The following is a 13,114-nucleotide window of genomic DNA, read 5'->3' on the forward strand; positions in this document are numbered from 1 at the left end:
GGCCTCAGGCCGCCGCCGGCCGGGCGAGCGAGCGGAGCGCCTCGCCCGCCATCTCGATGGTGTAGTCGATCTGCTCTTCCGTGTGCGCCGTGGTCAGGAAGGTGACGTCGCGGCGCAGCAGGACGCCCCGGCGCGCCATGGCCGCCTGGAAGGGCTGCATCAGCCTGGCGTGCTCCGTGGGGTCCTTGGCGAAGAGGAAGAAGGGAATCGCGTCGTAGCCAATCACGCGCAGCGGCGAGCCCACCGCCTCCGCGTGGGCGTTGACGCCCTCGCGCAGCTTGCGGCCCAGCCGGGCCAGGTGCTGGATGTAGGCGCCGTCCTTGTAGCCCTTCAGCACCGCCTCGCACACGTACAGCGACAGCAGCTCGCCGCCAAAGGTGGTGGACACCTGGAGCTCGGTCAGCCGGCTCAGGTGCTTCGTCGGGCCCACGATGGCCGACAGCGGCATGCCCGCCGCGAGGCTCTTGGAGAGGGTGACGAAGTCGGCGCGGACGTCGAAGAACTCCTGGCCGCCGCCCACCGCGAGCCGGAAGCCGGTGACGACCTCGTCCATGGCGAGCAGGACGTTGTTCGCGGTGCACGTGGCGCGCACCTGCTGCATGAAGGCCGGGGTGAGGGGGCGGTTGTAGGGCACCGACAGCAGCACCACCGCGAGCTCGCTGGCGTTCTTCTCGATGCAGGCCAGCAGCGCCGCCTCGTCCGGCGGGGTGAAGAGCGGCATGCGGATGGTGAGCGACGCCAGCGCGGCCGGGACGCCCGGCGTGTCGAACATGAAGTGGTCGTGCCAGCCGTTGTAGCCGACGGTGATGATCTTCTGCTTGCCGGTGATGTGGCGCGCCAGGCGCACCGCGGCGGACGTGGCATCCGCGCCCGTCTTGAAGAAGCGCGCCATCTCCGCGCCGGGGATGATGTCCACCAGCGCCTGCGCGGCGGAGACCTCCACCGGGGTGGGCAGCGAGTGGAGGACGCCTTCCTCCAGGTGCTCACGGATGGCGTTCACCACGGCGGGGTGGTTGTGGCCCAGCATGTTGGCGCCCAGGCCGCCGATGAAGTCGATGTACTCCTGGCCGTCCGCGTCCTCCACCAGCGCGCCCTGGCCCTTGACCAGGAACACGGGGAAGGCGCCGGGCGCGAACATCTCCGGGCGCTTCATCATCGACTGCGTGACGCCGGGGACCAGACGCTTCGCCTCGGCGAGGAGCTGGTTGGAGCGGTCGAGCTTCAGCTCGCCCTGGATGGGACGAGGCAGGGAGGGGTGCTTCTTGGCAGGGGTGTCCATGGACATCTCCTTCTGTGAGGCGAGGCGGGAACTGCGTGTCACGGAGGCGTGGGCGCCGCGTTCAGCGGGACGGCGCCGCGGCCGAAGGTCCAGAGGATGAAGAGCGAGACGGTGGTGACACCCACGGCGAGCCACCCCGCGAGCCCGAAGCCCACGAGCGCGCCGCCCGGTGCGGTGGTCAGCAGCAGGCCGCTGGCCCACGCCGCGAGCCCGGACGCGCCGTCGCTCGCGGCCATGTTCATGGCCATGTAGCGACCGCGCAGCGGCGGCGGCACCCGCGCGGAGATGAGCGCGATGGTGGGGATGGGGCGCGTGGACGTCATCGACATGAAGAGGACGAAGGCGACCATCACCACCGGCAGCGGCGAGGCCGGCAGGTGCGTGAAGCCGAGGTGCGGAACCATCGTTCCAACGAGCAGCAGTCCGAGCACCCGGGCGGGGCCGAACCGGTCCACCCACCGGCCCACCTGACGGGCCGCGAGCAGGGTGGCGGCGCCACCGGCCAGGTACACCCAGGGCAGGTCGGTCTGCGACAGCCCGAGGTTTCCGACCATGAAGGCGCTCAGGTACGGAATCAGCAGGAAGCTGGAGAAGGCGACGCTGAAGGTCAGCAGCCAGCCCAGCGCGAAGCCGGGCGTGAAGAGCGCCGAGACAGGAGGCCCCTGGCGCTCGGTGCCGGCGGTGACGTGTGCGTCGAGCCGCGGGAGCACGGCGAGCAGGCCGAACCACAGCATCACGCCGAGGAGCCCGATGCCCCAGAAGGGGGCGCGCCAGTCCAGCGCGTTGGCCAGGCCCAGGCTCAAGGGGACCCCTGCTACCGCGGAGAGCCCCAGCGACGACATCACCGTGCCAATGGCCCGGCCGCGGCGCTCACCCGGAACGACGTCCGCGATGATGGACATGATGACGGCGCCCATCAGGCCCGCGCAGCCGCCGGCCACACTGCGGGCCACCAGCAGCCACGCGTGGCTCTGCGCCGCGCCGCAGGCCAGCGTGGCCGTGATGAACCCCCCCAGGATGGCCAGCAACGTGTTTCTGCGGCCGAACCTGTCGACCCACATCAGCCCGAGCACGCCCATGGCGGCCGAGGCCAATGTGTAGGAGGACACCAGCGTTCCGAACTGCGCGGCCGACAGACTGAACAGCCGCATGAACTCCGGTCCCAGCGGCAGGACGATCATGAAGTCCAGCAGGTGGGTGAACTGCACGCCCGCCAGCAGCAGGATGAGCAGACGCTCCTGGCGCGGTGAGATGGACGCGGTCACGAAAGGCTCCAGCGAAGGCGGGCGCGGGGAAGGACGGCGCCGGGCGGATGTGGCCACGCCCGGCGCCAGGTGAGTCGGCTCAGCGCAGCTGCAGGAACGAGAACGACATGCCCTGGTGCGTGAAGAGCTCGGTGCCGCTCTCGTCGGTCAGCTCGCGGTAGGCCGTCGCCGACGAGTTGTTGATGAAGTCCACGTAGACCATCCGGTCATCCTCGACGGGGTGGACGAAGGAGCTGCCCGCGCCGGCCTGCAACGCCTCGACGTGGGTGGCCGTGAAGGCGCTCAGGTCGAGCTTCCACCAGGTCCACACCTGGGCGCTGGCGAGCGCGCGGGGGACGGTCTCGGACGTCACGGTGTAGAGGGTCTCATCCAGCACGCGGAGGTACGCCGCGCCGTTGGGGCCCGGCAGCAGCGAGCCGGTGGCCGCGCCACCCGTGAAGGAGCTCAGCTCGCGGTAGAACGCCGCGTCGAACGCCTTGGTCTCGGGGTCGAACTTCAGCAGGCAGGGCGCCGGGGCGCTGCTGGTCGACACGCGATACACCGCGGAGCCGTAGGTCTCCGTGGCGACGTACACCGCGCCATCCGGGCCCAGGACGCCGTCGCGCACGTAGCCGCAGCGGTCATCCGTGGCGAACGTCACGGCGTCCGTCTCCGTGTCCACCACGACCATGCCGGCGCGTGGGGTGATGCCAATGCCCGTGGCGGGGCGCCAGGCAGCCGCCACCATCACCAGGTTGCCGGACGTCACCGGGTGCGTGGTGAAGGACGTCAGCGCGCCGCTGACGGCCAGGTTCGGGATGGGCACGGTGCGCGTGAGCGTCATGTCCGTCGGGTTCCAGACGATGACCTGCGAGGTGCGCCCGTCGAAGTAGTAGGCCTTCGTGGGGGAGACGTAGTGGAAGTTGTGCTGGTACTCGCCAATGGAGTTGACGCCCACGCCCTCGAAGCTGACCGTCTCGCCCTGCTCCAGGCGGTTGCCGTCCACCAGGTCGTACCGGGTGACCGTCGCACCCTCGTCGCTGCTGATGTACAGCGCACCCGCGCCGGGGATGCCGTGGCCGAGCGCGCGGCCGGAGACCTCGATGGCGTTGTCGAGCGACAGCGGCTCCGTGCGCTCCAGCGTGTCGGTGAGGACGATGTAGCTCTGCGAGCCCTGCGCCGTCCGGACCTGGGTGATGACGCTGTACACGGGCGTCTCAGGGGTGCCGCTGTCGGGCGTGCCACTATCCGGCGTACCGCTGTCTGGCGGGTTGGGCTGCGGATCCGAATCGTCGTCACTGCAAGCCGGGGCAAGGCTGAGGGCGAGCGCCGCCACGAACAGGCGCGAGACTCGGAGGAGGGGTGAGTGCTTCATGCGGCGGTCCTTTCAGGGTGAGGGTTGGGAACTCAGAACTCGGCGATCCACTTCGCGGAGACGATGCGGCCGGGCCGCTGCACGCCGAAGAAGTCGAAGGCCCTGGCGTTGGTGAGGTTCTGTACGTCGAGCGTCCAGCTCAGGGTCGTGCCGCCGCTGCGCAGGACGTAGGTGAGCGCCACCGCGTGCAGGAGCTGCGCCTCGACGACGTCCTTCGTGTCCGACTGGCCCAGGTCCTCCCAGGCGCGGAAGAACTCGTGGACGTAGCGGGTGTTCCAAGCCACTGACAGCTCGTCGTTTGGCGTCACGACGCTGCCGAGCTGGAAGCGGGCGCTGGCGTTGGCCAACAGGTGGGGCTGGTTCGGGATGCGCTGGCCGTTGAACTCGCCGAAGGGGCCGCCGTCGGAGCGGTTGCGGATGTCCTGCCAGGTGACGTTCCCGTCGAGCGCGAAGAGCTGCTTCGGTGACGTCCAGCCCGCGGAGCCCGTGACGCCCAGCACCCGGGCGGCGAGCACGTTCTGATAGGTGAAGTAGCCCAGCTCGCCCAGGCGCACGATGAGCTGGTCCGCGATGCGGCCAAAGCCCATGACGCTGCCTCGGAAGGAGCCCGTCGTCTCCGTGGGCAGGTCCAGCGTCAGGCCCAGGTTGACGTTGTGGCTCGTCTCGGGGACCAGGTCGAGGTTGTCGCTCACGAGGATGCCGTCGCCGAAGATTTCATCCGGGCGCGGCTGGCGGGTGGCCCACTCGTAGGAGGCCTTGCCGGTGAGCTCGGGGGTGAAGCGGAAGCGCAGGCTGTCGCCGATTCCGGGCCGCTGATTCGTCCGACGGAAGGGCGTGAACTCGTTGCTCGGCAGCAGCCGGTCCACGCTCAGGTGCTGGATGTACTCCTTCACGAACGCGATGTTCTCCAGCCGCCCGTCGAAGGCGTCGTACTGGTACTCGAGGCCCGCGACCAGCGTGGTGATGTCACGCTTGCCGGAGAGCGGGTCCAGCTCGCCGCGCTCGCGGAGCGCCCGGTCCTCGCCGCTGCGCGACACCCACGTCGGCGCGATGGAGAGCCGGACGTCGTGGTTTTCGGCGGGGCTCCAGCCCAGGTTGATGCGGGCGAAGGCGGTGTGCTGGTTGACGTTGCGGTCGATGGCCCGCGACTCCATCTCCCCGGGCTGCGGGAGCTCGCGGACGCAGCGGCCGTACCAGTCGTAGGCGCACATCCCCAGGTCCTCGAGCGTGGCGCGGCGATAGACGTAGCCGCCCACGGCATCCGCGACGATTCCCGAACTCCAGACGTGTTCGAAGCGGAGCGTGCCGCCAGCGGAGGCGCTGCCGGAGTCCACCTCGCCGTAGCGGGCCTTCATCGTCGTGTCGTGCTGGATCTCCTTCGCGGACGTGCTGGCGTAGGCCCGGAGCAGGAGCCGCCGCGCCCAGGGCTGGTTGACGAAGCCGGCCTCCACGCCGCCGCCCGCCGCGCGGTAGGCGTCATGGAAGCGGGGCAGGCGCGCGTCGGCTTCGCGGCCCGACGTGTCGGTGACCTGCACGTCCACGAGGTAGTTGTTCGGGGTGTCGTCGAAGAAGCCGTTGGCGCGGACGAAGAGCCCGCGCGTCTCGTCCAGGTGCTGCCCGCTCAGCGTGAGGCGGTGGGTGCTGAAGGAGCCGTACTCGTAGGACACCGACGCGCGGGTGCCTTCCACGTCGTCCGCGGTGACGAGCTGGATGGCCCCGCCCAGCGCGTCCGAGCCGAAGCGGGTGGGGACCACGCCTTGATAAACCTCCATTCGCTGGACGAGGTTGACCGGGACGTTGGCGAACTCGGGACCAAAGCCGGCGAACTCCAGTGGCACGCCGTCGATGAAGAAGCGGACCTGGTCATCCGAGAGGCCGGCCAGCGTCAGGCGGCCCGTGCTGCCCAGGCCGCCCGCTCGTCGGAAGCCGACGCCTTGCGTGCGCGCCAGCGCCTGGCCCAGGTCCACGGCCTCGCGCTGGAGTTGCTGCGTCTCGATGACCTGCACGGCTTCGGCGGACTTCTGCCGGCGCTCCGCCGCGGACTCGGCCTCGGCGCTGACCTCGACCGCATCGATGGCGTAGGAGGGGAGCAGGTTCTCCTCGGAGTCGGAATCCGTGGCGGCGCCGATGTCCGTCTCGGACACGGTGGGAACGCCGTCCGTCGTTCCCTGCTGGGGCTCCGTGTTGTCATTGGAGGAGGGGACCGGCCTGGCGCTGCTGTTGGCCTCGGCGGGCGCCGCCGGCGGTGACTCAGGAGACGCTTCCTGGACGCCCGTGTCGCCCACCGTGGGCGCGGAAGAAGTCGAGTGCGCAGCCGCGGGAGGCTCGGCCGCGAGCGCCGTTCCCCAGGTGAGAAGGCCTACCAGCAGGCCTGGAGCCGTCCAGGCCCAGGTCCTCGCACGCCACCGTGTCGGCCTGCCGGCATGAGAATTGATTATGAAAATGGTTCTCATTTGCAGGGCGTGGACGTGTAGACGTTGGGGGAATGGAGTGTCAAGGAATGTCTATGCGTTCACGCGGCCCGGGCTTCGTGGCCGCGAAGAGAAGGCATTGACTCGGCGACCATGAATGCGAGCTGAAGCGCCTGGTCTGCGTTCAGACGCGGGTCGCAGTGTGTGTGATAGCGGCTGGACAGGTCGTCCTCGGTGACGGGCTGGGGCCCACCGAGGCACTCGGTGACGTTCTGCCCGGTCATCTCCAGGTGCAGGCCGCCCGGGTGGACGCCCTCCGCGGCGGCGGCATCCATGAAGGCACACACCTCCAGGAGGATGCGGTCGAACGAGCGCGTCTTGTAGCCGTTGCCGGCCTTGTGGGTATTGCCGTGCATGGGGTCGATGGCCCAGACGACGGGGCGGCCGTCCTTTCGGGTCGCGGCCATCAGCCGCGGCAGGCGGTCAGCGACCCTGTCGGCGCCGAAGCGGCCGATGAGGGTGAGGCGGCCCGGGATGCCCTGGGGGTTGAGCACGTCCATCAGCCGGAGCAGGTCATCCGGCTCCATCGTCGGGCCGCACTTCAGGCCAATGGGGTTCTGGATGCCGCGCATGAACTCCACATGGCCGCCGTCCAGCTGGCGGGTGCGCTCGCCAATCCAGAGCATGTGCGCGGAGGTGTCGTACCAGCCGCTGCCGTCAGGCTCGGCGCGCGTCATGGCCTGCTCGACGTTGAGGAGCAGGGCTTCATGGCTGGTGTAGAAGTCCATTGCATTCAAACCCTGGCGCGGCTCGGGGTTGGCGCCCAGGGCGCGCATGAACGAGAGGGATTCGAGGATGCGGTTCGCGAGGAGGCGATTGATGCCCTCCTGGGGCCAGCGCTGAGGCTCGATGAGCTCCTCGTAGCCGCGCTGGGCGAAGGCGCGCAGCAGGTTCAAGGTGGCGGAGGCCTGGTGATAGGCCTTGAGCAGGCGGCGCGGGTCGGGCGTTCGCGCCTGGGCGTCGAACGCCATGCCGTTGATGTTGTCACCGCGGTAGCTGGGGAGGGTGACGTCGCCCACGGTCTCCGTGGGGCTGGAGCGTGGCTTGGCGAACTGGCCGGCGATGCGGCCCACCTTCACCACCGGGCGCCCGCTGGCGAAGGTGAGCACCATGGCCATCTGGAGGATGAGGCGGTAGGTGTCACGGATATTGTCGGCGGTGAACTCCTTGAAGCTCTCCGCGCAGTCGCCGCCTTGCAGCAGGATGGCCTTGCCCTCGGCGACCAGTCCGAGCCTGGACGTGAGCCGGCGTGTCTCATCCGCGAAGACGAGCGGGGGCAGTCGGGACAGCTCGTCCTCGGTGCGGGCCAGCGCCTGCGCGTCCGGATAGTCGTCCGGCATGTAGCCGACGGGTTTGTGCCGCCAGGAGTCCGGCGTCCAGGTTCGATTCGTCACGGGAGTGCCGTTTCAGTGGGAAGTCGGGTGATGGGCGCGGGCGTCATGCCGAGGGCCGAGGAGGCGGTGGCAACAGGCCCCGCGCGATGCAGGCGTCGAGGTACCGGTGCAGCAGCGCGCGGTCCGCGGGTGGGCAGGTGATGCCCGTTCCATTGAGCGCTTCGTGGACCCGCTCGCTGCGGATGGGGCCCAGGCCGAACACGGGGCCGTCGGAGCCCGAGCGCAGGTCGAAGAAGGCCAGCGTGGATTGGTGCTCGCCCGTGCCGGCGCGGTCCGCCACGCGGTTGCGCCACTCGCCAATGGGGCAGAGCTCCACGGGGTAGCCGTAGTCGCGGACCCAGCCGAACAGCTCGCCGAGCCGGACCTCCGGCGTCGGGCAGAGGTTGAACACCGTGGGAGGCCGCATGTCCCGCGCCATGCGGACAATCGCGCAGGCCACGTAGTCCACCGGTGTCCACGCCTCGGAGACGTCGAGCAGGGGCAGGGCACCCACGGGGATGCCCGCCAGCAGTATGCGCCAGACCAGGTCCTGCGTGTTGACAATGGCGGTGTCGGGCGCGCCGACCACGCGGCCCAGCCGGTAGACGGACACCGGGAGGCCGCGCTCCCCGGCCTGCTCGACGAGCCGCTCGGCGATCCACTTGCTCTGCTGGTAGCCGTCGCGAAGGCCCGGGTGGGCGGGGACGAAGGCCTCGGGCACGTCCGGGCGGAGGTTCGTCTGAGGGGCCACCGCGAGCGTGGACACGTAGTGGAAGGGCTTCGCGCGGATGGCCGCGGCCAGCTTCAAGAGCTCGCGCGTGCCCCGGACATTCACCGCCTGGAGGCTGCCGTACTCACGCACCACGCTGACCACGGCGGCGTTGTGGATGACGGCGTCACACTCGGAGGCCAGTCCGTGGAAGCGCGCCTCGCCCAGGCCGAGCCACGGCTGGGTGAGGTCGGAGGGCAGCGCCACCACGCGCCCGCTCAGGTGCCGCGAGGAGAGCTGCTGGCCTTCCATGGCGGCGCGGAGCCGCTCCAGGGCGTGGGCCTCATCGCGTGCGCGCACGAGGCACACCACCCGCGCGTCTGTCTGCCGCAGGAGCTGATCGAGCAGGTGGGCCCCGACGAAGCCGGTTGCGCCGGTGAGGACCACCTGCCGCAGGCGGTTGCTCTCCATGGCCTCGCCGGTGAGCTGGGGAACGATGTCCGCGGGCAGCACGGCATCCGCGAGCATGCGCTCGGTGAGGCCTCCGGTCTCGGCCGACGCGTCGGTGCCCTGGTCCAGGGCTCGGGCCAGTCCGGCGGCGGTCGGGTGTCGGAAGACGGTGGCGACGGGAATCTCGCGTCCCAGCTCGATGCTGAGCCGGTTCGCGACCTGGATGCTCTGGAGGGACTGCCCCCCCAGGTCGAAGAAGTCGTCCTGAGCCGAGGTCGCCGCCACGCCCAGGACCTCTTCCCAGACCTTCAGCACCAGGCGCTCCAGCGCGGTGTGGTCGGCCGTCGCCACGGCTGCTTCGTCGGTGGGCAGCAGTCGGCGCAGCTCGGCGCGGTCGAGCTTGCCCGTGCTGGTTCGCGGGAGGCGCTCGGAGAAGATGAACGTGCCCGGCACCACGGGGGCGGGGAGCGTGCCCAGCAGGTGCTTCCGCAGCTCCGCCACCGTGGGCGCGGGCTGGGTGGTGACCACGTGCGCGCACAGCCTGCGCGAGCCGCTGGCCAGCACCTGTCCCACGACGGCCGCCTCGCGAACGCCCGGGTGGCCGAGAAGCGCCGTCTCCACCTCCGCCGGGTCGATGCGGTGGCCGCTGATCTTGAACTCGTCGTCGACCCGGCCCACGAACACCAGCTGGCCGTCCTCGCGCAGCCGGGCCCTGTCTCCCGTGCGGTAGGCGCGGGGGCTGCCAGGCAGGTCGTCGAGCGTGACGAAGCGCTTGTGGGTGAGCGCCTCCCGGCCCAGGTAGCCCCGCGCCAGCGCGCCTCCCAGCAGGTGCAGCTCGCCTTCCTCACCCGCGGGAACGATGCCGCCCTGGGCGTCGAGCAGCACCGCGCGGACGCCGGGCAGGGGCCGGCCAATCGGGACCTCGTCCCGCTGGGGCTCCGCCTCAGGGCCACCGCTGAGTGTGGCGACGGTGGCCACCACGGTGGCCTCGGTGGGGCCATAGGTGTTCAGCAGCCGGACGTGAGGGGCCGCGGAGGCCCGCCAGCGGGCGACACGCTCGGGGAGCGCGGCCTCGCCGCCGATGATGACGGTGCGCAGCGACGGGGGCAGCCGGGCCGCGCCCGTGGACACGCTGTAGGCCAGCTCGTGCCAGAAGGCGGTGGGGAGGTCGAGCAGGGTGATGCCGTGGCTGGCGCAGGCCTCGAGCAGGCGAGGCACGGACTGGAGCATCTCGTCGGTGCGCAGCACCAGCGTGGCGCCGGCGCACAGGGTGACGAAGATCTCCTCCACGCTCGCGTCGAAGTGCAGCGGCGCGAACTGCAACACCCGGTCTTCCGACGTCACCTCGTAGCGGAACGTCGCGCCCGCGACGAAATGGGCCAGGGCATCGCGGCCAATCTGCACGCCGTTGGGCTGACCCGTGGAGCCGGAGGTGTAGATGACGTACGCCAGATGCTCGGCCTCGGGCCGGGGCGACGGCTCGGCGGTGGTGCCCGCGTGCGTGTGGATGGCGAGCTGGCCCGGCGCCAGCGGTGGCATGCCGGCGCTGAGGTCCTTGACGCTGCTGCTCACCGTCACGCGAGGGGCGGCATCGTCCAGGATGGCCTTCGTGCGGGAGGCCGGACCGAACGGGTCCACCGGCAGGTAGCCCGCGCCCGCGAAGAGGACGCCCAGCGTGGCGACGATGGCGTCGATGCTCCGGGGGAGCGAGACGGCCACCAGCGTGTCCGCCTGGACGCCTTCAGCGCGCAGCCGCTCCGCGAGCGCCCGGGCGGACTGAAGCAGCTCGCCATAGGTGATCCGGTGGTCGCCGTGTTCCACCGCGATGGCATCTGGCCGTGCGCGCGCCTGTTCCAGGAAGAGCGTCAGCACCGGCCGCGCGGGGACGGGCAGGGGGCCGCCGTCCACCATCGACGGTTGCCCACTGGGGGCAGACGGTGCCTTCCGGCCGCGCGCGCCCGTGCCGATGGCCTGCTCGGGGGACGCCACCAGCGACTCCAGGAGCTGGAGGAAGCCGCGCTGGTGGTTCTCCAGCACATCCGCCGGATAGCAGGCCGGGTTCGCGTCGAAGTCCACCCGCAGGCCGCTGCCGTCCGAGCGGGCATACATGCCGATGGACAGGTCCTCGACGGGGCCGGCGGAGATGTTTTGGGCGAAGGCCGGCATCCCCGCGAAGCGCAGGGCGTAGTCGAACGGCATGATGTTGACCACGGGGCCGAACAGCCGCCGCTGGCCACCCACGCGCTTCAAGTCCCTCCGGAGCTGCTCGTAGCGGTAGCGCAGGTGAGGCCTCATGGCGCGCAGCTCCGCCGCCACCTCGCGAGCGACCGTGAACAGCCCCGCGTCAGGACGCACCGGCACGCGCAGGGGGACGATGTTCATCGCCATGCACGGCACGCGCAGCGCGGCCGAGCCAAGCCGGGACATCACCGGCAGGCCGAGGACGACCTCGGGCGCGTCCGTGTGGTGGTGCAGCCACGCCGCCGTCGTCGCGAGCACCAGGTCCGGCCAGGTGAGCCCAGCCTGCTTCGCCGCGGCCTGCATCCGCTCCAGGTCCGCGGGGGACAGGTGCCGGCTCTGGCGCACGAACTGAGCGGACATGGGCGCGGGCTCCGACAGCGTCACCGGCATGGGACTGTTGGCGAAGCGCTCCACCCAGAAGGCCCGGTCCGCCGCGTGCTGCGCGCCCTCCTGGTACGCGGCATCCTCGTCGAGCACGGCGCGCAGGGCGCCGAACCCGGACGTCGCGGCCTTGCCCGTCACCCGCGCGGTGTAGAGGTCCGCGACACGGCGCGCCACCAGGGAGAAGCCGAAGCCGTCCAGGGCGATGTGGTGCACGCGCTGGAACCAGAAGTAGCGGTCGGGGGCGGCACGGAACAGGGCCTGGGCGAAGAGGGGGCCCTGGGCCAGGTCCACCGTCTTCGTCAGGTCCTCGCGCATCCACGCCTGCGCGGCCGCCCACGGGTCGGGCGTGGCGCTGACATCCGCGACGTGGAGCTGCCAGGACGCGCGAGGCTGCACGAACTGCCGGGGGCCCGAGGCCCCCGGCAGGAAGCGCGCATGCAGCGCGTCCGCCTCATCGATGGCCTGCCGAAGGGCGGACTCGAAGTGCGCGACGTCGAGCGGGCCGCGAATCTCGATGCACTCGCCCGCGTTGTAGACGGCGCTCGTGAGGTCGAATTGCTGGCCTACCCAGATTCCGTGCTGGGCCGCGGAGAGCGGCCAGCCTGCTTCGTGTGAGTCGCCCATCGGCAGAGGCTCCCGTGTGTTCAGGCGTCAGGGGCGCGAGCGGGCTCGCGCTCCGCGGACCTACGCGGCGTTCCGGGAAGCGGTCGGCGCACTCAGGGACAGCATCGAGTACCAATCGGCGAGCGTCGGCCGCTCGGCCAGCTCGACGAAGGTGGTCTCCACGCCGGCGCTCCTCCACGTCTCCACCAGCGTCATCAGCCGGATGGAGTCGAGGCCGCGCTCGAGCAGGTTGTCGTCGTCGCCCAGGGCCTCCGGCGCTTCCTGGAGCAGCTCGGCCACGGCGGCGCGCACCGCCTCGCGGGTCAGCGTGCCGGTGGCCGGGACGGGACCCAGCGCGTCGAGCACCTGCTGCGTGGTAGCGGTGACAGCGCAGAGCTGGGCCGCGTAGCTCAGGGCGAGCTGGTGGTGCGCCAGCGAGAAGTCGCCCAGGGCGTCGGCCACGAGGAAGGGCCGCACGTCGCTCATGAACGCGTCGCTGGCCGTCTGCAGGCAGCCGATGTGCGCGTAGATGCCGGAGATGATGAGCTGATCGCGTCCCAGCCGCTTCATCTGCTCCATCAGGTCCGTCTTGCGGAACGCGCTGTAGCGCCACTTGGTGAGCTGGATGTCACCGTCGGTGGGCGTCAGGGCGTCGATGATGCGCTTCTGGTCCGGCCCGCCGTTGATGCCGGCGCCCCAGAAGTCCAGCAGCAGGCCGCGCTGCTCCGGCGTCTGGCCGCCCGGCTGGGCCGAGTAGACGACGGGGATGCCCAGGGCGGTGCAGTGCTGGCGCAGGCGCTGGATGTTGGCGATCAGCTCCGTCACCGGCGACTGGCCCGCGGTGAAGGCCTCCACGAAGTAGCGCTGCATGTCGTGGATGAGCAGCACCGCGCGACGCGGGTCGGGCGTCCAGGACACCTTGTTCTTGGGCAGGTCCTCCAGGCGAGGCATGGGGTAGGGGGCAATTGCGGGGAGTGCCATGGGA

7 protein-coding genes are annotated in these 13,114 nt (G+C 70.7%); all 7 read right to left on the reverse strand.

Features of this window, described 5'->3' with window-relative positions:
- Window positions 1-4: 4 nt before the first annotated feature.
- The 7 genes from mxcL to VZL07_RS33925 all read right to left on the reverse strand — a co-directional run bounded on the left by mxcL (window position 5) and on the right by VZL07_RS33925 (window position 13,110).
- A complete protein-coding gene (gene mxcL / locus VZL07_RS33895; protein WP_426752076.1) occupies window positions 5-1,279 on the reverse strand; it encodes a myxochelin B biosynthesis transaminase MxcL in 1,275 nt (424 codons plus the stop codon).
- Window positions 1,280-1,317: 38 nt separating this feature from the next.
- Window positions 1,318-2,544 (reverse strand): myxochelin export MFS transporter MxcK, encoded by a 1,227-nt coding sequence (gene mxcK / locus VZL07_RS33900; RefSeq protein ID WP_426752077.1) that lies wholly within the window; start codon window positions 2,542-2,544, stop codon window positions 1,318-1,320.
- 79 nt (window positions 2,545-2,623) lie between these two features.
- Window positions 2,624-3,898 (reverse strand): hypothetical protein, encoded by a 1,275-nt coding sequence (locus VZL07_RS33905; protein WP_426752078.1) that lies wholly within the window; start codon window positions 3,896-3,898, stop codon window positions 2,624-2,626.
- Between the two features lie 32 nt (window positions 3,899-3,930).
- A complete protein-coding gene (gene mxcH / locus VZL07_RS33910; RefSeq protein ID WP_426752079.1) occupies window positions 3,931-6,183 on the reverse strand; it encodes a TonB-dependent siderophore myxochelin receptor MxcH in 2,253 nt (750 codons plus the stop codon).
- Window positions 6,184-6,410: 227 nt separating this feature from the next.
- On the reverse strand, window positions 6,411-7,763 hold the full coding sequence (locus VZL07_RS33915) for a class II 3-deoxy-7-phosphoheptulonate synthase (protein WP_426752080.1): 1,353 nt from the start codon (window positions 7,761-7,763) through the stop codon (window positions 6,411-6,413).
- Window positions 7,764-7,806: 43 nt separating this feature from the next.
- A complete protein-coding gene (mxcG, locus tag VZL07_RS33920; protein WP_426752081.1) occupies window positions 7,807-12,150 on the reverse strand; it encodes a myxochelin non-ribosomal peptide synthetase MxcG in 4,344 nt (1,447 codons plus the stop codon).
- Window positions 12,151-12,210: 60 nt separating this feature from the next.
- Entirely contained in the window at window positions 12,211-13,110 is a 900-nt protein-coding gene (locus VZL07_RS33925) for an isochorismatase family protein (protein WP_426752082.1), read from the reverse strand.
- Window positions 13,111-13,114 lie beyond the last annotated feature (4 nt).

The organism is Pseudomyxococcus flavus, from assembly GCF_050038885.1.
GTDB classification, from domain to species: domain Bacteria; phylum Myxococcota; class Myxococcia; order Myxococcales; family Myxococcaceae; genus Myxococcus; species Myxococcus flavus.

Bases quoted from the DNA above. Each gene is read 5' to 3' on its own strand.
- mxcL (WP_426752076.1), bottom strand. From the start codon at position 1,279: ATGGACACCCCTGCCAAGAAGCACCCCTCCCTGCCTCGTCCCATCCAG.
- VZL07_RS33905 (WP_426752078.1), bottom strand. From the start codon at position 3,898: ATGAAGCACTCACCCCTCCTCCGAGTCTCGCGCCTGTTCGTGGCGGCG.
- mxcG (WP_426752081.1), bottom strand. From the start codon at position 12,150: ATGGGCGACTCACACGAAGCAGGCTGGCCGCTCTCCGCGGCCCAGCAC.
- VZL07_RS33925 (WP_426752082.1), bottom strand. From the start codon at position 13,110: ATGGCACTCCCCGCAATTGCCCCCTACCCCATGCCTCGCCTGGAGGAC.